The sequence below is a fragment of the Ramlibacter sp. JJN2-2R genome (genome assembly GCF_057747835.1).
This window is the reverse complement of record NZ_CM173226.1, coordinates 2,348,721-2,368,495: the sequence shown is the minus strand read 5'-3', so window position 1 is coordinate 2,368,495 and position 19,775 is coordinate 2,348,721. Positions and strand designations below refer to the sequence as shown.

16 protein-coding genes are annotated in these 19,775 nt (G+C 69.5%); all 16 read right to left on the bottom strand.

The features are described from left to right. Position 1 precedes the first annotated feature (1 nt). Positions 2-1,669 (bottom strand): isovaleryl-CoA dehydrogenase, encoded by a 1,668-nt coding sequence (locus AC3ANR_RS11535; RefSeq protein ID WP_488288253.1) that lies wholly within the window; start codon positions 1,667-1,669, stop codon positions 2-4. 71 nt (positions 1,670-1,740) lie between these two features. Next, on the bottom strand, positions 1,741-2,757 hold the full coding sequence (locus AC3ANR_RS11530) for an NADP-dependent oxidoreductase (protein ID WP_488288252.1): 1,017 nt from the start codon (positions 2,755-2,757) through the stop codon (positions 1,741-1,743). A 16-nt stretch (positions 2,758-2,773) separates the two neighbouring features. Then, the gene (locus AC3ANR_RS11525; RefSeq protein WP_488288251.1) at positions 2,774-3,211 is read right to left on the bottom strand and encodes a PaaI family thioesterase; all 438 of its coding nucleotides are present in this window, start codon (positions 3,209-3,211) and stop codon (positions 2,774-2,776) included. 33 nt (positions 3,212-3,244) lie between these two features. Then, positions 3,245-4,036 carry an SDR family oxidoreductase gene (locus AC3ANR_RS11520; RefSeq protein ID WP_488288250.1) on the bottom strand — a complete coding sequence of 264 codons (792 nt, stop codon included), beginning with the start codon at positions 4,034-4,036 and terminating at the stop codon, positions 3,245-3,247. Beyond that, entirely contained in the window at positions 4,033-4,281 is a 249-nt protein-coding gene (locus tag AC3ANR_RS11515) for a hypothetical protein (protein WP_488288249.1), read from the bottom strand. Before AC3ANR_RS11515 ends, AC3ANR_RS11520 begins: the two co-directional genes overlap by 4 nt. A 2-nt stretch (positions 4,282-4,283) precedes the next feature. Continuing rightward, positions 4,284-6,179 carry an acyl-CoA dehydrogenase gene (locus AC3ANR_RS11510; protein ID WP_488288248.1) on the bottom strand — a complete coding sequence of 632 codons (1,896 nt, stop codon included), beginning with the start codon at positions 6,177-6,179 and terminating at the stop codon, positions 4,284-4,286. A gap of 100 nt (positions 6,180-6,279) precedes the next feature. Next, complete coding sequence (locus tag AC3ANR_RS11505; RefSeq protein ID WP_488288247.1) at positions 6,280-7,455, bottom strand: acetyl-CoA C-acyltransferase; 1,176 nt, start codon at positions 7,453-7,455, stop codon at positions 6,280-6,282. Positions 7,456-7,476: 21 nt separating this feature from the next. Next, positions 7,477-8,952, bottom strand: a complete 1,476-nt coding sequence (locus tag AC3ANR_RS11500; RefSeq protein WP_488288246.1) for a M20 family peptidase — start codon at positions 8,950-8,952, stop codon at positions 7,477-7,479. A gap of 121 nt (positions 8,953-9,073) precedes the next feature. Next, complete coding sequence (locus tag AC3ANR_RS11495) at positions 9,074-11,173, bottom strand: 3-hydroxyacyl-CoA dehydrogenase NAD-binding domain-containing protein (RefSeq protein ID WP_488288245.1); 2,100 nt, start codon at positions 11,171-11,173, stop codon at positions 9,074-9,076. Between the two features lie 238 nt (positions 11,174-11,411). Further along, positions 11,412-12,107, bottom strand: a complete 696-nt coding sequence (locus AC3ANR_RS11490) for an ABC transporter ATP-binding protein (RefSeq protein ID WP_488288244.1) — start codon at positions 12,105-12,107, stop codon at positions 11,412-11,414. Beyond that, on the bottom strand, positions 12,107-12,889 hold the full coding sequence (locus AC3ANR_RS11485; protein ID WP_488288243.1) for an ABC transporter ATP-binding protein: 783 nt from the start codon (positions 12,887-12,889) through the stop codon (positions 12,107-12,109). Before AC3ANR_RS11485 ends, AC3ANR_RS11490 begins: the two co-directional genes overlap by 1 nt. Then, positions 12,886-14,223, bottom strand: a complete 1,338-nt coding sequence (locus AC3ANR_RS11480; protein WP_488291793.1) for a branched-chain amino acid ABC transporter permease — start codon at positions 14,221-14,223, stop codon at positions 12,886-12,888. Before AC3ANR_RS11480 ends, AC3ANR_RS11485 begins: the two co-directional genes overlap by 4 nt. A gap of 73 nt (positions 14,224-14,296) precedes the next feature. Continuing rightward, positions 14,297-15,244, bottom strand: a complete 948-nt coding sequence (locus tag AC3ANR_RS11475) for a branched-chain amino acid ABC transporter permease (RefSeq protein WP_488288242.1) — start codon at positions 15,242-15,244, stop codon at positions 14,297-14,299. A 97-nt stretch (positions 15,245-15,341) separates the two neighbouring features. After that, positions 15,342-16,478 carry a branched-chain amino acid ABC transporter substrate-binding protein gene (locus AC3ANR_RS11470; protein WP_488291792.1) on the bottom strand — a complete coding sequence of 379 codons (1,137 nt, stop codon included), beginning with the start codon at positions 16,476-16,478 and terminating at the stop codon, positions 15,342-15,344. Between the two features lie 384 nt (positions 16,479-16,862). Then, the gene (locus AC3ANR_RS11465; protein WP_488291791.1) at positions 16,863-18,491 is read right to left on the bottom strand and encodes a 3-(methylthio)propionyl-CoA ligase; all 1,629 of its coding nucleotides are present in this window, start codon (positions 18,489-18,491) and stop codon (positions 16,863-16,865) included. Positions 18,492-18,600: 109 nt separating this feature from the next. Beyond that, the gene (locus tag AC3ANR_RS11460) at positions 18,601-19,770 is read right to left on the bottom strand and encodes a hybrid sensor histidine kinase/response regulator (protein ID WP_488288241.1); all 1,170 of its coding nucleotides are present in this window, start codon (positions 19,768-19,770) and stop codon (positions 18,601-18,603) included. Positions 19,771-19,775 lie beyond the last annotated feature (5 nt).

Sequence of the window (19,775 nt, the reverse complement as noted above, 5' to 3'; positions counted from 1 at the left end):
GTCAGCGCGGCATGGCGCGCGCGATGAGGGCGTCGACATCGGTGCCCGCGCCCAGCGTGCCGAAGGCCTGGCCCCAGTGGCCGGCGATGCGCGAGTCGCAGAAGGCGGCGAACACCGGCGCGGGCGCCGATTGCAGCAGCAGCGCGGCCTGCACCGCCAGCGCCACGTCCTGGGCCAGCCGGCGCGCCTCCATCTCGGTGGCCATCTCCTCGACCCGCACCGGCAGCGCGGCCGCCAGGCGGTCGAGCGCCGGATGCGCGCCGCGGGCGGGCGCGAGTTCCTGCGCCAGCGCCGCGGCCGCATCGGCCTTGCGCAGGGCGCGCAGCAGGTCCAGCGCCATGATGTTGCCGGCGCCCTCCCAGATCGAGTTGAGCGGCATCTCGCGGTAGATGCGGGCCATCACGCCCTCGCCGCCCTCCTCCACGTAGCCGTTGCCGCCCAGGCACTCCATCGCCTCCTGGGCGAAGTGGCTGCCGCGCTTGCAGATCCAGAACTTGGCCACCGGCGTGAGCAGCCGCGCCACGGCGGCCTCGTGCGCATCGGCGCGGCGGTCGAAGGCGCGCGCCAGCCGGATCGACAGCGCCGTCGCCGCCTCGCTCTCCAGCGCCAGGTCGGCCAGCACGTTGCGCATCAGCGGCTGCTCGATGAGCCGCTTGCCGAAGGCCCGGCGCTGGCTGGTGTGGTTCAGCGCCAGCGCCAGCGCCTGGCGCATCAGGCCGCTGGTGCCCAGCGCGCAGTCGAGCCGGGTCATGGTCCCCATCTCGAGGATCTGCGGCACGCCGCGGCCCTCGTCGCCCACCAGCCAGGCGGTGGCGCCGTGGAACTCGACCTCCGAGCTGGCGTTGGCCTTGTTGCCCAGCTTGTCCTTGAGCCGCTGGATGCGGATCGCGTTCAGCGAGCCGGCCCCGGACTGCGATCCGGGGTCGGGCAGCACCCGCGGCAGGAACAGGCACGACAGGCCCGAGGCCGTCTGCGCCAGCACCAGGAACGCATCGCACATCGGCGCCGAGAAGAACCACTTGTGGCCGGTGACGCGAAAGCGCTGCCCCCAGGCGTCCTGGCCATCCGGCTCGGCGCGCGTCGTGTTGGCCCGCACGTCCGAGCCGCCCTGCTTCTCGGTCATGCCCATGCCCATGGTCACGCCCGCCTTGTCGTGCCAGGGGCGCAGTGCGGGGTCGTAGACGCGGCTGGTGAGCCGGGGCGCCCAGTCGGCGAACACCGCGGCATTGCTGCGCAGCGCCGGCGTCACCGCGTAGGTCATCGAGATCGGGCACAGCACGGACGGCTCCAGCTCGGTGAAGAGCATGAATCCGGCCGCGCGCAGCACGTGCGGCGAGGCCGAGCCGCCGGCCCAGGGCGTGCCGTGCAGGCCGGCCTCGACCGCGGCGGCCATCAGCGCGTGGTAGCTCGGGTGGAACTCCACCTCGTCGAGCCGGCGGCCGAACCGGTCGTGGCTGCGCAGCTGCGGAAGATTGACGTTGGCCAGGCGCGCATGGGCCTGCATCCCGGGCGTGCCGAGCCGCTCGCCCAGCGCGGCCAGCGGCGCGGTGTCGAGGTCGGGCGCATTGAACCGCAGCGCGTCGCGCAGCGCCGCATTGCCGGCGAACAGGTTGTAGCCGGCCAGCGGCTCGGGCTGATTGAACACCTCGTGCGTGACGACTTCAGGCATGCGACCTCCTCGCGGCGAAGATTCGGCACCGGCGGAACGCATCGTCCTTGCGCCCGGCCACGCCCCGATGCTCAGACCAGCTTGACCAGCTGCTTGCCGAAGTTGCGGCCCTTGAGCAGGCCGAGGAAGGCCTCGGGCGCGGCGTCGAGGCCCTGGGCGACCGACTCGCGCGGGCGCAGCTTGCCGGTGCCCACCAGCATGCCGAGTTCCTTGAGCGCCTCCGGCCACACGTCCATGTGCTCGCTGACGATGAAGCCCTCGATGCGCATGCGGTTGGTGAGGATCAGCTGCGGATACGCCATCGGGATCGGCTCGCCGTTGTAGCCGGCGATCATCCCGCACATGGCGATGCGCGCGAAGGCGTTGGCGCGCAGCATCACGGCGTCCAGCACCATGCCGCCCACGTTCTCGAAGTAGCCGTCGATGCCGTCCGGGCAGGCCTCCTTCAGCGCCTTCGCGAGCGAGGCCGCGTCGCGGTGCTGCTTGTAGTCGACGCAGGCGTCGAAGCCCAGCTCGTCGGTCACGTAGCGGCACTTGTCCGCACCGCCGGCCACGCCCACCGCGCGCGCGCCGCGGGCCTTGGCCAGCACGCCGACGGCGCTGCCCACCGCGCCGCTGGCGGCGGACACCACGACGGTCTGCCCGGGCTTGGGATCGATGATCTTCACCAGCCCGTACCAGGCCGTGACGCCCGGCATGCCGACCGCGCCCAGGTAGTGCGACAGCGGCACGTGCGCCGTGTCCACCTTGCGCAGCGCGCCGGGCTGCTCGGCATCGACGACGCTGTACTCCTGCCAGCCGCCCATGCCCACCACCTGGTCGCCGGCGGCATACCTGGGATGGCGGCTCTCCACCACCTCGCCCACCGTGCCGCCGATCATCACCTGCCCCAGCGGCTGCGGCTGGGCGTAGCTCTTGCCCTCGTTCATGCGGCCGCGCATGTAGGGATCCAGGCTCAGGTAGTGGTGGCGCACGAGCACCTGACCGTCGCGCAGCGGCGGCGTCTCGGTGGTCACCAGCCGGAAGTTGTCGGCCGTGGCCTCGCCTTGCGGCCGGTTGTCGAGCAGGATCTGGCGGTTGGCGGGCATGGCGGTGCTCCTTGGGTCAGTCGGTCGAGATCACGTTCAGCGCCTGCGTCCCCTTGGGGCCGATCGGCAGGCGCGGCACGTACTTGAAGGTGCCGGTGGCATGCGCGCAGGCGCGGCCGGCGGCGTCGTAGATGGTGGCTTCGGTGAAGGCCATCGTCGCCGTGCGGTGCATCAGCCGGCCCTTGCCGGTCAGGCGCCCGCGCGAGGGCTGCATGAAGCTGGTCTTCATCTCGATGGTCACCACGCCCATCTCCTTTTCCAGGCTGCGCGCGGCCGTGGCCATGGTGACGTCCATCAGCGTCATCACGGCGCCGCCGTGGGTGACGCCGAAGGAGTTGAGGTGCTCGGGCCGGGCCTCGTAGGCAAGCTGCGATTCGCCGCCTTCCATGCGCTCCAGCTGGAAGCCCAGGTGCTGGACGAAGGGAATGGCGACGCCGAAAGTCAGTTCGTTCATCGTTCGTGGGGACAGTGCCGGGCGCGCAGCGGATCAGCCGCCGGTGATGATGCTGACGCCGCCGTCGACGGCGAGCCACTGGCCGGTGATGTGCTTGCCGGCGTCGGAGGCGAACAGCACGCAGGTGCCCTTGAGGTCCTCGTCGTCGCCCAGCCGGCGCAGCGGCGCATGCGCGGCCAGTTTGTCCTCGCCCACGCGCTCGAGCGTGCCCCGGGTCATCCGGCTGGGGAAGAAGCCCGGGCAGATGGCGTTGACGGTGATGTTGTACTTGCCCCATTCGGCGCCGAGCGCGCGGGTGAAGTTGATGACCGCGCCCTTGGACGTGTTGTAGGCCAGGGTCTGGATCTCGGGCGGGTTGCCGCCCAGGCCGGCGATCGAGGCGATGTTGATGATGCGGCCGTACTGGCGCGGGATCATGCTCTTCTTGGCCAGGTGCTGGCTGAGGATGAAGTAGCCCCGCACGTTCAGGTTCATCAGCTTGTCCCAGGCCTCCACCGGGTGGTCCTCGGCGGGCGCGCCCCAGGCGGCGCCGGCGTTGTTCACCAGGATGTGGACGTCGCCCATGCGCTCGAGCGTCTCGTCGGCCACGCGCCGCAGGTCCTCTTCCTTCGACGCGTCGGCGGCGATCCAGCGCGCGTCGATGCCCGCCGCCTGCAGCTCGGCCGCCGCCTCCTCCAGGTCGCCTGCCTTGCGCGAGGTCAGCATGATCCGCGCGCCGGCCTCGCCCAGCGCATGGGCGAACTGCAGGCCGAGGCCGCGCGAGCCGCCGGTGACCAGGGCGGTCTTGCCCCGCAGGTCGAAGAGTTGCTGGACCGTTCTCGTCATGTCTTTCCTCGGGTCTTGTCGTTGGTCGATTGTGCGCCGGGCGGGGGCGCCTCGCGCAGGCGCGAGCGCACGGCGATGAGCACGATGCCGCCGGTGATCGCCAGGCCGCCGAGCACGCCGAGCGACCAGCCGGCCACGAGGTGCTGGCCATGGGTGAAGATGCCCAGGATGAGGCCGATCACCCCGCCGTACAGGAGGGTCCAGACCAGGCGGTCCACCCAGGCCAGCGTGCGGGCGGACGCCATGGTCAGAACGCCTCTTCGGGCATGTCGGCGCAGGTGGGGTCGCGCGTCTCCACCACCCGCAGCCAGGCGCCGATGCGCGGCAGCTCGTAATGGAAGAAGTAGCGGGCCGCATGCACGCGGCCGACCTGCTCGGCGGTGCGGCCCTGCGCCGGCACGGTGAGCAGCACGTCGAGCCAGATCCAGGCGATCACCACGTGGCCGAAGGCCTGCATGTACGGGACGGCGTTGGCCAGCGCGGCAGCCGGATCGCCGGTGGCCCAGGCGGCCTTGGTGGCCGCGCCCACGTGCTGCAGCGCGCGCGCCAGGGCGTTGGCATGCTCGGCCAGCTCGGGCCGCTGCATCGCGGCCTCGATGGTGCGGTTGATGCGGCCGGCGACGAGTTGCAGGCCCCTGCCGCCCTCCATCATCACCTTGCGGCCCAGCAGGTCCGCGGCCTGGATGCCGTGCGTGCCCTCGTGGATCATGTTCAGGCGGTTGTCGCGCCAGTACTGCTCGACCGGGAAGTCGCGCGTGTAGCCGTAGCCGCCATGCACCTGGATGGCCAGCGAGTTGGCTTCGAGGCAGAACTCGCTGGGCCAGCTCTTGGCGATCGGCGTCAGCACCTCCAGCAGCAGCCGCGCCTCGTCGGCCGCCTCGGGCGTGCCGGTCTTCTGCTCGTCGACCAGCCGCGCGCAGTAGAGCATCAGCGCCAGCGCGCCCTCGCCGTACGACTTCTGCGCCAGCAGCATGCGCTTGACGTCGGCGTGCTCGATGATGCGGATCTGCGGCTGCGCCGGGTCCTTGCCGGCGACGCTCGCGTCGCTTCCTGATGCGCTCCGACTCGTCGGCCGAAGGCCGACCGGCCGGCCCTGCGGCCGGTTCTTCGCGTAGTCCAGCGAGGCGTAGTAGCCGGCCAGGCCGAGCGCGGTGGCGGCCATGCCGATGCCGATGCGCGCCTCGTTCATCATGTGGAACATGCAGCGCAGGCCCTCGTGCGGCTTGCCGACCAGGTAGCCGATGGCGCCGGCGCCCCTGCCATCCAGTCCGCCGCCCTGGTCGGCGCGCACCGGGTACTTGCCTTCGCCGAAGTTCAGCAGCGTGTTGGTGGTGCCGCGCCAGCCCAGCTTGTGGTTCAGGCCCGCCAGCGCGACGTCGTTGCGCTCGCCGGTGAGCTGGCCGTCGGTGCCCACCAGCTTCTTGGGCACGATGAACAGCGAGATGCCGCGCGTGCCGGGGATCAGCTTGCCGTCGGGCCCCGGGATCTTGGCGAGCACCAGGTGGATGATGTTCTCGGCCAGCTCGTTCTCGCCGGCCGAGATCCACATCTTGTTGCCCTTGAGGCGGTAGCGCGGGCCGAGCGGATCGGCCTCGAAGTCGGCGCCGTCGGGCACGGCGCGGGTCGTGATGTCCGACAGCGACGAGCCGGCCTGCGGCTCGGACAGGCACATGGTGCCGGTGAAGCGGCCGCCGAACTCGTTGCGCGCGAACACCGCCTTCTGCCTCTCGGTGCCGTGCACCATCAGCAGGTTGGCGTTGCCCTTGGTCAGCAGGCTGGAGCCGATGCTGACCGACGCCACGGCGAAGAAGCCGTTGGCCGCGGCCTCGATCGTGTAGGGCAGCTGCATGCCGCCCTCCTCGTAGTCCTGCGCGGCGCTGACCATGCCCGATTCGACGTACGCGCGGTGCGCCTCGTGCGTGGCCCGCGGCAGGATGACCTTGTCGCCGTCGAAGCGCGGCTCCTCGGTATCGACCAGGCGGTTGAACGGCGCGTACTTCTCGCGCGCGATGCGCTCGCAGGTGTCGAGCACGGCGTCGAAGGTCTCGCGCGAGTGGTCGGCAAAGCGGGCGCGCTGCTGCAGCGAGCCGGCCTGCAGCCAGTCGTACAGCAGGAAGTCGAGGGTGGAGCGGAGCGAGGACATGCAGGTTCACCAGCAAGCCTGTCATCCCGGGCTCGACCCGGGATCCGGTCCCTCGCGCGAGCGCGGGACCGGATGGCGGGGCCAGCCCGCCATGACGGGATCAGAGCACTTCGAACACGCCGGCCGCGCCCATGCCGCCGCCGATGCACATGGTGACCACGACGCGCTTGGCGCCGCGGCGCTTGCCCTCGATCAGCGCATGGCCCGTCAGGCGCTGGCCCGACACGCCGTACGGGTGGCCGACGGCGATGGCGCCGCCGTTGACGTTCAGGCGGTCGGCCGGGATGCCCAGCTTGTCGCGGCAGTAGATCACCTGCACGGCGAAGGCTTCGTTCAGCTCCCACAGGTCGATGTCGCCCACCTTCAGGCCCAGCTTCTTGAGCACCTTGGGCACGGCGAACACCGGGCCGATGCCCATCTCGTCGGGCTCGCAGCCGGCCACCGCGAAGCCCAGGAAGCGGCCCATGGGCTGCAGGTTGTGCTTGCCCGCGTACTCCTCGCTCACCACGACGCAGGCGCCGGCGCCGTCGGAGAACTGGCTCGCGTTGCCGGCCGCGATCACGCCGCCGGGCAGCGCCGGCTTGATGCCGCTGATGCTCTCCTTGGTCGTGCCCTCGCGCAGGCCCTCGTCGCGGTCGGCCGTGACTTCCTTGGTGCGCAGGCCCAGCACCGGGTCGGCGACGCCGGCCTGGACGGTGATCGGCGCGATCTCGTCCTTGAACTTGCCGGCGGCCTGGGCGGCGCAGGCCTTCTGCTGGCTGGCGGCGCCGTACTCGTCCATCTGGTCGCGGCTGATGCCGTAGCGCTTGGCCACCTGCTCGGCGGTCTGCAGCATCGACCAGTAGATCTCGGGCTTCTTCTTCTCCAGGTCCAGGTCCTTGAGCATGTGCAGGTTCATCTCCTGCTGCACGCACGAGATGCTCTCGACGCCGCCGGCGACGTAGACGTCGCCCTCGCCCGCGATGATGCGCTGCGAGGCCATGGCGATGGTCTGCAGGCCCGAGGAGCAGAAGCGGTTGATGGTGACGCCCGACACGGTGATCGGCAGGTCGGCCATCAGCGCGATCTGGCGCGCGATGTTCGAGCCGGTGGCGCCCTCGGGGTTGGCGCAGCCCATGAGCACGTCCTCGATGGCGCCGGGGTCGATGCCCGCGCGCTGCACGGCGTGCTTGACCGCGTGGCCGCCCAGCGTGGCGCCGTGCGTCATGTTGAACGCGCCCTTCCAGCTCTTGGCCAGGGGCGTGCGGGCGGTGGAGACGATGACGGCGTTGGTCATGGTGGGCCTTTCAGGGAAAAGTCAGACGGCGGGGGTGTTCAGGTTGGACAGCAGCAGGTGGTAGAAGCGCACCAGCTCCGCCAGATTGGCGGTGGCGATGCGCTCGTCGATGCCGTGCAGGCGGCTGACGTCGCCGGGCGTCACGCGCACCGGCGAGAAGCGGTAGATCTGGTCGGCGACGGGCTCGTAACGGTGCGAGTCGGTGCCGGTCAGCACGAGCGAGGGCGCGACGACGATGCCGGGGAACTGCGCGCGCAAGGTGCGCGCCAGCAGCTGGTAGGCCGGCACGTCGGTGCGCGACACCGCGGAGGGCTCGGCCACGCCGCCCAGCACGCGGGCCTGCACGCCCTCGCCCGCCTTGGAGCGCACGTGCTGCAGCAGGGTCTCGCTGCTCTCGCCCGGCAACAGGCGGAAGTTGACGGTGGCCTCGGCCTGGCCGGGCAGCACGTTGTCCTTGTTGCCGCCGTTGACGATGGTCAGCGCGGTCGTGGTGCGCAACAGGGCGTTGGTCGACTTGCCCTTTTCCAGCTGCCGGCGCACCACCGGCTCGAACAGCCACAGGTTGGACAGCGCCACGCGCTGGAAGCCGCCCAGCTCGGGCGCGAGCGTCTCGAACATCTCGCGCGCCACGCCGGTGATGGAGGCCGGCCGCTGCTCGGTGTCCAGCCGGTGCAGCGTGGCCGCCAGCGCGCCGATGGCGCTGGTGCCCGCGGCGGGCGGCATCGACGAGTGGCCGGGCGTGCCGGTGGCCTGCAGCGCCACGCTGGCATACCCCTTCTCGGCCAGCCCGACCAGGGCCACGGGCTTGTCGATCCCGGGCAGCAGCCCCTGCGTGATGGCCGAGCCCTCGTCGAGCACGAAGTCGAAGTGCAGCTTGCGGTCCTGGAACACCTTGAGCAGCTGCGTCGCGCCGCGCGGTCCGCTGACCTCCTCGTCGTGCCCGAACGCCAGGTACACGGTCTGGCGCGGCTGGAAGCCGGTGGCCAGCAGCATCTCCACCGCCTCGAGCTGCGCGATCACGCGGCTCTTGTCGTCCCAGGCGCCGCGGCCCCAGACGTAGCCGTCGCGGATCTGGCCGGCGAACGGGGGCGCCTGCCACTTGTCCTCGGTGCCGGGAGAGATGGGCACCACGTCCTGGTGCGCCATCAACAGCACGGGCTTGGCCCGCACGTCCGTCCCCTGCCAGGTGTAGAGCAGGCTGTAGCCGCCCACGACCTCGAGCTTGAGCTGGGCGTGCACGCGCGGGAAGCGCTGGCGCAGGTCCTCGTGCAGCTTGCGGAACTCGCCGCCGCTCGCGTCGGGGTCGTCGCGGCTGGCGATCGTGCGCCAGCGCACGGCCGACGCCAGCTTCTCGGCCAGGGCCTTCTCGTCGATGGCCAGCGGCGGCGCGGCGGCCACCTCCAGCTGGCGCGAGCCGTGCCGCAGGGTGTTCACCGCCAGCGCCGCGGCGAGCAGCAGCACCAGCGTGGCGAGGACGAGGGCGATGCGTTTGATCATTGTCTCGATGGGTCCCCGCTGTTGCGGGGGGATGGTGGATCCCCGCCTTCCGCGAGGATGCTGGCTCCCCGCCTTCGCGGGGATGACCTCCATCGCCCGGCTTTCGCCGGGCTGCGGGAGGTCAGTTGAAGCCCTTGCCCTCCGCGACCAGCTTCTTGATCAGCGGCGCCGGCTCCCAGAACTTCGCGTCGTCGCGCGGGTTCTGCTGGAAGCGCTTCATCGCCTGCATCACGTTGAACAGGCCGACCTGGTCGGCGTACAGCATGGGGCCGCCACGGTGGATCGGGAAGCCGTAGCCGGTGAGGTACACCATGTCGATGTCGCTGGCGCGCGAGGCGATGCCCTCCTCCAGGATGTGGGCGGCCTCGTTGACCAGGGAGAAGACCAGGCGCTGCACGATCTCCTCGTCGGAGATCTTGCGCGGCTCGATCCCCAGCGACTTGCGGTGCTCGGCGATCATGTCCTCGACCAGCTTGGACGGGATCGCGTCGCGCCTGCCCTCCTTGTAGTCGTACCAGCCGGCGCCGGTCTTCTGGCCGAAGCGGCCCAGCTCGCACAGCTTGTCGGCCGTCTTGCTGTACTTCATCTCGGCGCGCTCGGTGGCGCGCCGCTTGCGGATCGCCCAGCCGATGTCGTTGCCCGCCAGGTCGCCCATGCGGAACGGGCCCATCGCGAAGCCGAACTTCTCGATCGCGCGGTCCACCTGCTGCGGCGTCGCGCCCTCGTCCAGCAGGAAGCCGGCCTGGCGGCTGTACTGCTCGATCATGCGGTTGCCGATGAAGCCGTCGCAGACGCCGGACACGACCGCCGTCTTCCTGATCTTCTTGGCCAGCGCCATCACGGTGGCCAGGACGTCCTTGGCGGTCTTCTCGCCGCGCACCACCTCCAGCAGCTTCATCACGTTGGCCGGGCTGAAGAAGTGCAGGCCCACCACGTCCTGCGGGCGCTTGGTGAACGAGGCGATCTTGTTGACGTCCAGCGTGGAGGTGTTGCTGGCCAGGATGGCGCCGGGCTTCATGGTGGCGTCCAGCGTCTCGAACACCTTCTGCTTGACGCCCATCTCCTCGAACACCGCCTCGATCACCAAGTCGGCCTGGGCCAGGTCCTTGTAATCCAGCGTGGTCTTGAGCAGCGCCATGCGCTGCTCGTACTTGTCCTGCTTGAGCTTGCCCTTCTTGACCTGGGCCTCGTAGTTCTTGCGGATGGTGGCGATGCCGCGGTCCAGGGCCTCCTGCTTCATCTCCAGGATGGTCACCGGGATGCCGGCGTTCAGGAAGTTCATCGAGATGCCGCCGCCCATCGTGCCGGCGCCGATGACGCCGACCGCGTTGATCTCGCGCCTGGGCGTGTCCTCGGGCACGTCGGGGACCTTGGACGCGGCGCGTTCGGCCATGAAGATGTGGCGCAGCGCCCGGCTCTCCGGCGTGAGCATCAGGTTCATGAAGAGCTCGCGCTCGTAGACCATGCCGTCGTCAAACTTCTTCTTCGTGGACGCTTCCACCGCGTCGACGCACTTGAGCGGCGCCGGGAAGTTCTTGGCCATGCCCTTGACCATGTTGCGCGCGAACTGGAAGTAGGCGTCGCCCATGGGGTGCTTGCTGGGCAGGTCGCGCACCCGCGGCAGCGGGCGCTTGTCGGCCACCTCGCGCGCGAAGGCCAGTGCTTCGTCCATCAGCGACTCGGCCGACCTGGCCATGCGGTCGAACAGCTTCTGCCCCGGCAGCTGTGCCAGCAGTTCGCTCTTGACCGGCTCGCCCGAGACGATCATGTTCAGCGCCGTCTCCACCCCCAGCACGCGCGGCAGGCGCATCGTGCCGCCGGCGCCGGGGATCAGGCCCAGCTTCACCTCGGGCAGCGCGATGTTGGCGCCGGGCGCGGCGATGCGGTAATGGCAGCCGAGCGAGAGCTCGAGGCCGCCGCCCATGGCCACCGAGTGGATGGCCGCGACGACGGGCTTGGGCGAGTTCTCGATGGCCAGGATGACCGACAGCAGGTTGGGCTCGGCGATCGCCTTGGGCGAGCCGAACTCCTTGATGTCCGCCCCGCCCGAGAACGCCTTGCCGGCCCCGGTGATGACGATCGCCTTGACGGCCGCGTCCGCGCCGGCCTGCTCGAGGCCCGCCGTGATGCCCTGCCGGGTCGCCAGCCCGAGCCCGTTGACGGGCGGGTTGTTCATCGTGATCACGGCCACGTCGCCGTGCACCTTGTAGTCAGCCGTCATGTGCGGTGCTCCTGGATGAAAAAGAACGGTCGTTCGCTCGGGGCGATTCTAGAAAAGGCTTGCTGCGCTGCAACGCCGCCATGTCACGGGAGGGACTCCCGGCCGCACGACCGGAGGTCGACCCGTTCGCGCGAAACAGCGTGCAGCGCGAACACCATTGGGTGAGGATCCGGCTTTGCCGGGCCTCGCCCAACTGATCAGTCAACCACGTTCGAATCGCGCAGCGATTTGAACGTGATCACACTTCCAGCCACTCCTTGCGAGTGTAGGCGTCCGCCCGCAGGCTGTCAGGCGTGCCCTGGAAAACGATGCTGCCGTGGCCCATGACCAGCGCGCGGTCGGAGATGGTCATCGCGATCGTGAGCTTCTGCTCGATGAGCAGCACCGAGATGCCGCGCTCCTTGAGCTTGCGCAGGTACTCGCCCACCAGTTCCACGATCTTGGGCGCCAGGCCCTCGGTGGGCTCGTCGATGATGATCAGGTCCGGGTCGCCCATCAGCGTGCGGCACAGCGTGAGCATCTGCTGCTCGCCGCCCGAGAGCACGCCGGCCTCGGTGTGCTGGCGCTCCTTCAGGCGCGGGAACATGCGGTACATGTCGTCGAACGACCAGCGGCCCTTCTGCCCCGAGCGCTTCTCGCCCAGCATCAGGTTCTGGTGCACGGTGAGCTTGGGGAAGATGTCGCGGTTCTCGGGCACGTAGCCGATGCCCAGGTGCGCGACCTCGTACGGCTTCATGCCGAGCGCCTCGCGCCCTTTCCACTGCACGCTGCCCGTGCAGTCGACCATGCCCATGATGGCCTTGGCCGTCGTCGAGCGGCCCGAGCCGTTGCGGCCCAGCAGCGCGACGATCTCGCCCGGCATCACCTCGAAGTGCACCCCGTGCAGCACGTGGCTCTTGCCGTAGAAGGCGTGGAGGTTGTCGACCTTCAGCATCAATGGGTCCCCACCTGCGCGTCGGCCACGTGCGAGCCGAGGTAGGCCTCCTGCACGCGCTGGTTGGCCCGCACCTTCTCCGGCGTGTCGAAGGCGATGACCTCGCCGTAGACCACCACCGCGATCTTGTCGGCCAGGCCGAACACCACGCCCATGTCGTGCTCCACCGTCAGCAGCGTGCGGCCGACGGTCACTTCCTTGATCAGGTCGATGAAGCGCTTCGTCTCGCTCTTGCTCATGCCGGCGGTGGGTTCGTCCAGCAGGATGACGCCGGCCCCGCCGGCGATGGTGATGCCGATCTCCAGCGCGCGCTGCTCGGCGTAGGTGAGATTCACCGCCAGCACGTCGCGCTTCCTGTCCAGCCGGATCATGTGCAGCAGTTCCTCGGCCCGGTCGTTGGCATCGTCCAGGTCGGCCAGGAACTTCAGGAACGTGTAGCGGTAGCCCAGGCTCCAGAGCACGCCGCAGCGCAGGTTCTCGAAGACGCTGAGCTTGGGGAAGATGTTGGTGATCTGGAAGCTGCGCGACAGGCCCAGCCGGTTGATCTCGAACGGGCGCTTGCCGTCGATGCGCCGGCCGTTCAGCAGCACCTGCCCGCCGCTGGGGGCAAAGCGCCCGGAAACCAGGTTGAACAGCGTGGACTTGCCGGCGCCGTTGGGGCCGATCACCGCCACGCGCTCGCCCGGACGCACCGCCAGGTTGGCGCCGCGGATGATCTCGGTCTTGCCGAAGCTCTTGCGCAGGTCGCGCAGTTCGAGGGCGAATTCGGATGCGGCCGTCATGCCATGGCCTCCCGGCGCTTCATTTCCTTTTCGATGTCCTCCTGGATCGCGCCCCACTGGCGCACGAAGGTGCGGCGGGTGAGCTCGAACAGCCCGATGCCGGTGAGCAGCACGAAGCCGCAGCCGAACCAGCTGTCGACCCCCTGCGCGTTGAGCGTGGTGCCCAGGAACTGCAGTTGCGGGCCCAGCGCCGGATTGAGCTTGAGGTGGTAGACCATCTCGATCATGCCGGCGGCACCCAGCAGCGCAAGCAGCGCCGTGGCGCCCAGCGCCAGGTAGCTGACCCACAGCTCGCGCAGGCGGCCGAACGAGGCCACGCGCAGGTTCATCATGATCAGGCTGGCGATGCCGCCGGGCGCGTACATCACCATGAACAGGAACACCAGGCCCAGGTAGAGCAGCCAGGCCTTGGTGACCTCCGACAGCAGCACGAAGGCCAGCACCATCAGCACGCCGCCGATGACGGGGCCGAAGAAGAAGGTGGCGCCGCCCAGGAAGGTGAACAGCAGGTAGGCCCCCGAGCGGTAGCCGCTGACGACCTCGGAGGTGACGATCTCGAAGTTCAGCGCCGCGAGGCCGCCCGAGATGCCGGCGAAGAAGGCGGCGATCATGAACGCGATGTAGCGCACCTTCTGGGTGTCGTAGCCCACGAACTCCACCCGCTCGGGGTTGTCGCGCACGGCGTTGAGCATGCGGCCCAGCGGCGTGCGGGTGAAGGCGAACATCAGCGCGGTGCAGATGAAGGTGTAGACGGCGATCAGGTAGTACAGCTGGATCTGCGGGCCGAAGGTGATGCCGAACGGCTTGGGGCCCGTGACGCGGTTGCCGGAGATGCCGCCCTCGCCGCCGAAGAACTCGGGGAACATCAGCGACATCGCGAACACCAGCTCGCCGATGCCCAGCGTGATCATCGCGAAGGGCGTGGCCGCCTTCTTGGTCGTGACCCAGCCGAACACCACGGCGAACAGCAGGCCGGCCAGGCCGCCCGCGATCGGGATCAGGCTGACGGGAATCGGCAGCGCGCCCTTGGCCACCAGGTTCAGCGTGTGGATCGCGATGAACGCGCCCAGGCCCGAATACACCGCATGCCCGAAGCTGAGCATGCCGCCCTGCCCCAGCAGCATGTTGTACGAGAGGCAGACGATGATGGCGATGCCCATCTGGCTGAGCATCGTGTGCGCGAGCGAGCTGGTCCACACCATCGGTGCGACCAGCAGCACCAGCGCGAACAGCGACCAGATGATCCAGCGCCCGATGTTGAGCGGGCGGAACTCGTAGTAGCCGCCGTGCGGCGCGACCGGAACGGGCGCCGGCGCCGCCCCCGGCAGGCCCATGGGCGGGCCTTCGTGCGAGGACTCGGCGCGCGCGGCGGGCGAGGATTGGGTGTCGGTGAGGGTGCTCATGGGTTCATCCCTCGCGGGTGCCGAGCAGGCCCTTGGGCCGGAAGATCAGGATCAGGACCAGGAACACGTACGGCAGGATGGGCGCGATCTGGCTGATCTTGAGGCGCCACACGACGTAGCCGGGCGTGTCGGGGCCGACGGCCGCGCCCAGCGCGTTGAGCGTGCCCATCAGCGAGGCGTCGATGCCGACCGCGAAGGTCTGGATGACGCCGATCAGCAGCGAGGCGACGAACGCGCCGGACAGCGAGCCCATGCCGCCGACGACCACCACGACGAAGATGACCGAGCCGACCGTGCCGGCCATGCCCGGTTCGGTGACGAAGGCGTTGCCGCCGATCACGCCGGCCAGGCCCGCCAGGGCCGCGCCGCCGCCGAACACGAGCATGAACACGCGCGGCACGTTGTGGCCCAGGGCCTCGACCGTGTCGGGGTGCGTGAGCGCCGCCTGGATCACCAGCCCGATGCGCGTGCGCGTGAGCAGCAGCCAGATGGCCACCAGCATCAGCAGCGCCACCAGCATCATGAAGCCGCGGTACATCGGGAACTGCGTGCCGTACAGCGTGAACAGCGGGCCGCTCAGGAGCGCCGGCACGCGGTAGTCGACCGAGCTGGTGCCCCACACCAGCTGCACTATCTCCAGGATGATGAACGACAGGCCGAAGGTGATCAGCAGCTCGGGCACGTGGCCGAACTTGTGCACCCGGCGCAGGCAGTAGCGCTCGAACAGCGCGCCCAGCAGGCCCACCAGCAGCGGCGCGACCACCAGCGCGGGAAAATAGCCCACCAGCTGCGCCACGGTGAAGGCGAAGTACGCCCCCAACATGTAGAAGCTGGCGTGCGCGAAGTTGAGCACGCCCATCATGCTGAAGATCAGCGTGAGGCCGGAGCTGAGCATGAACAGCAGCAGCCCGTAGCTGATGCCGTTCAGCAGGGAGATGGTGAAGAACTCCATGGGGGATCGTTGGGCCGGGCGAAAAAAAGCCGGGACAGCGGTCAGGCCATCCCGGCTGCGGGACCGCCGCGGGCCCCGGCTGGCGGATGGTCGGGGATCAGGCCCCCGGGCGCTTCATCTGGCAGCTGGTGGGCGTGCTGGAGACGTACGGGTCCATCTGCTTGATCGGCACGAAGGTGTAGCCCGTGTTCTCGACGCTGTACTCGCCCTTCTTGGCCTTCTGCCACTTGGTGATGAACATCGTCTGCTGCAGCTGGTGGTCGGTGGCGCGCATGGTCACGTCGCCGGCGAAGCTCTTGACCGACAGGCCTTCGAGTGCCTTGGCCACCTTGGCCGGCTCGCTGGAGCCCGCCTTGGCGATGGCCGCCCCCAGCAGCTGGATGCCGTTGTAGGTGGCGTAGGTGTAGTAGTCGTCGTTGAACTTCTTCTTGAACTCCGCGCCCATCTGGCCGAGCTCGCCGGTGTGGTTGGCATGGCCGTAGGCCACCACGTACACCTCGCTGTCGCCGCCGGCGGCCAGCGCCGTGGGCGTGCCGGTCACGCCGGCGTAGTAGGTGTACATCGGCGTCTTCAGGCCGGCGTCGTTCATCGCCTTGACAAGCAGCGTGAGGTCCTGGCCCCAGTTGCCGGTGACGATGGTGTCGGCGCCCGACTGCTTGATCTTGGCCACGTACGGCGAGAAGTCCTTGACCTGGCCGATCGGGTGCAGGTCCTCGCCGACGATCTGCACGTCGGGGCGCTTGCGCTTGATGGCGTCCTTGAAGTACTTGGCGACCTGCTGGCCGTGCGAGTAGTTCTGGCCGATGATGTAGACCTTCTTGACCGCCGGCTGGTCCTTCATGAACGAGGTCAGCGCCTCCATCTTCATGGAGGTGTCGGCGTCCAGGCGGAAGTGCCAGTAGTCGCACTTCTCGTTGGTCATCGAGGGGTCGACGGCCGCGTAGTTGAAGTAGATCAGTTCCTTGCCGGGGTTGCGCTCGTTGTACTTGGCGACCGCGTCCTCCAGCGCCAGGCCGGCGCCCGAGCCGTTGCCCTGGGTGATGTAGCGGAAGCCCTGGTCGATGGCGGCCTTGAGCGTGTTCAGGCTCTCCTGCGGCGAGCCCTTGTTGTCGAAGCCCACCACCTCGAACTTCGCGCCCGAAGGCGTCTTGCCCGAGAAGTGCTCGGCCGCGAACTGCCAGCTCTTGAGCTGGTTCTGCCCCACGTTGGCGAACGGGCCGGAGAGCGGATCCATGAAGGCGATGCGGATGGTCTCGCCCTTGGCCGCGCCGGTGGTGGCGGCAGCCGCCGCGGGCTTGGCCGGCGCGGCGGACTTGGCGGCGGACGCTGCGGGCTTGGCCGGGGTGGCCTGCGCGAACGCGAGACCCGCGCCGGTGAGAGCCAGCACTGCCGCCACGGTGACATGCCTGAACGCAAACATGATCGTCGTCTCCTGGGGGTTTGGAATGGGCGCAGGGTACAAGTGTTTGTGCACTGCACCGCTCAGGGAATGCCCGTAAGCAGGCGCGCCGCTATCGCAGAGGCGACAGTGCGGCGCGCGGCCCCTCGATGGCGGGGCGTGTTCGCGCGTTCGCGCGGCGGGCGAACGGGACCGGTCACGGTCACGCCCGCGACACGTTCACGCCGTCGGCAGCCGGTAGTCCTTGAGCTGTTCGCGCAGGCGCGTCTTGAGCATCTTGCCGGTCGCCCCGAGCGGGATCGCATCGACGAAGACGACGTCGTCGGGGATCTGCCACTTGGCCGTCTTGCCCTCGAAGAACTTGAGCAGTTCCTCGCGCGTGACCTCGGTGCCGGGCCGCTTGACCACCACCACGATCGGCCGCTCGTCCCACTTGGGGTGGCGCATGCCCACGCACGCGGCCATCTGCACCGCCGGATGCGCCATCGCGATGTTCTCGATGTCGATCGAGCTGATCCATTCGCCGCCCGACTTGATGACGTCCTTGCTGCGGTCGGTGATCTGCATGTAGCCGTCGGCGTCGATGGTGGCCACGTCGCCGGTGGGGAACCAGCCGTCCACCAGCGGGTCGCCGCCCTCGCCCTTGAAGTACTCGCGCACGATCCACGGGCCCTTGACGTGCAGGTCGCCGTAGGTCTTGGCATCCCACGGCAGCTCCTTGCCGTCCTCGCCCACGATCTTCAGGTCGACGCCGAAGATCGCCCTGCCCTGCTTCAGGCGGATCTTCATCTGCTCGTCCGGCGGCAGCGCCAGGTGCTTGTTCTTGAGCGTGCACAGCGTGCCCAGCGGACTCATCTCCGTCATGCCCCAGGCATGCAGCACCTCGACGCCGTAGTCCTCGCGGAAGGCATGGATCATGGCCGGCGGGCAGGCGGAGCCGCCGATCACCGTGCGCTTCAAGGTCGAGAAGCGCAGGTTGCCCGGCTTCATGTGTCCGAGCAGCATCTGCCAGACGGTGGGGACGCCGGCCGCATAGGTGACCTGCTCCGCCTCGATGAGCTCGTACACCGACTTGCCGTCCAGCGAGGGGCCGGGGAACACCAGCTTGCAGCCCGTGAGCGCGGCCGAATACGGGATGCCCCACGCATTGACGTGGAACATGGGCACGACCGGCAGCACCGAATCGCGGGCCGACAGGCCCATCACGTCCGGCAGCGCGGCCGCGTAGGCGTGCAGCAGGGTCGAGCGGTGGCTGTAGAGCGCGGCCTTGGGATTGCCCGTGGTGCCGCTCGTGTAGCACATGCTCGAGGCCGAGTTCTCGTCGAAGCTGGGCCAGTCGTAGCTGGTGGGCTGGCCGCCGATCCAGTCCTCGTAGGCAACCAGGTTGGGGATGCCGCTGTCGGCCGGCAGCTTGCCGCTGTCGCACAGCATCACGTACTGGCGGATGGTCGGGCAGCGTGCGTGCACCGCTTGCACCAGCGGCAGGAAGGTGGCGTCGAAGCACAGCACCTGGTCCTCGGCGTGGTTGGCGATCCAGGCGATCTGGTCCGGGTGCAGGCGCGGGTTGATGGTGTGCAGCACGCGCCCGGAACCGGACACGCCGAAGTACAGTTCCAGGTGGCGGTAGCCGTTCCAGGCGAGCGTGGCCACACGGTCGGAGAACAGCAGGTCGAGCCGGTCCAGCGCGTTGGCGACCTGGCGCGCGCGGCGCGCGACGTCCCGCCAGGTGTAGCGATGCACGTCGCCCTCGACCCGGCGCGAGACGATCTCGGTGTCGCCGTTGTGGCGATCGGCGAAGTCGATCAGCGTCGAGATCAACAGGGGCTGGTTCTGCATCAGGCCGAGCATGGTGGCGTCTCCTTCCTTCTTCCGCGCTGGCGGATTGGTCATCAGGGAAGGCCGATGCTAAGTCGAATCCGGGGACGCACGGCCCCGGACTGGCACGGAGGCGACGCGCTCAGGCGCCGGCCACGGGGGCGGCGGCCTCGACCGAACGGTCGAACGAGAGCACCACGGTCGTGCCCTGCCCCGGCCCGGACTCCACGCGCACGGAGCCGCCGGCCGCCTGCATCACCCGCTGGCAGAACAGCAGGCCCATCCCGCTGCCGCCGCCGTGGGCGCGGGTCGTGACGGGCTCGCGCGTCAGGCGCGCGAGCACCTCGGGCGGGATGCCCGGCCCGTTGTCGGTGAAGCGGATCCAGCCGCGCGGGCCCTGCGTCCCGGCTTCGCAGCCGGCGTCGATCTGCAGCCGCGGGGCCAGGCGGCCGCGCAGGTGCTGCAGCGCGTTCTTGGTCAGGGTGCACAGCACCAGGTACAGCAGGTCGCGCCGGCCCGGCAGGCGGAAGTCGCCCAGCACCCGCGTGCCGATCCAGGTCCGCTCATCGTCCTCGAAGGCGTACTCGGCCAGCAGCGCCGCAATGAGCCCGGACGCGCTGACGGTCTGCGGCGCGGCGCCGGGGTACGCGTCGCGGGCCGACTGCAGGAAGGTGGCGACCAGGGACTGGCAGTAGAGCGCGCGGCGCTCGGCGCGCTCGAGCGCGGCCACCAGGTCGCCCGGATGGTCCTCCTCGAACTGCACCAGCCCCGCCGGCGCCTCGGGGCCGCCGGGGCGGTGCCGGGCGGCGACGCTGGCGACGCAGCCGCGCACCGTGGCCAGCGGCGTGTTCAGCTCGTGCGCGAGGAAGCCGAGCGTCTCGCGCAGCGCCGCGACCCGGTTCTCGTTGAGCATGCGCTCCAGCGCCTGCGAGCGGTAGAGGGCCAGCGCCTCGCGCAGCGCCTCGCGCGTGGGCTCGTCCTCCAGCGGCTTTTCCAGGATGCGCAGCACCTTGCCCTGGTTGACCGCGGCGATGGCCACGTCCTTCTCGGCATACGCCGTGGCCAGCAGGCGCACGAGGTGGCGGTGGTCGCGCTGCACCTGCCGCAGCAGCTTCATGCCGTCCTGCTCGGGCATGCGGTAGTCGGTGACCAGGGCGGCGAACTGCTCGCCCCGCTCGGCCAGCAGCGCCAGCGCCTCGTCGGCGCTGGCGGCCGTGGCCACCTCGAACTCGCCGCCGAAGCAGCGCGCGAACCACTTGCGCGACGGCGCCTCGTCGTCGACGTAGAGGATGCCCTTGGCTTCGGCCAGCATGTCGC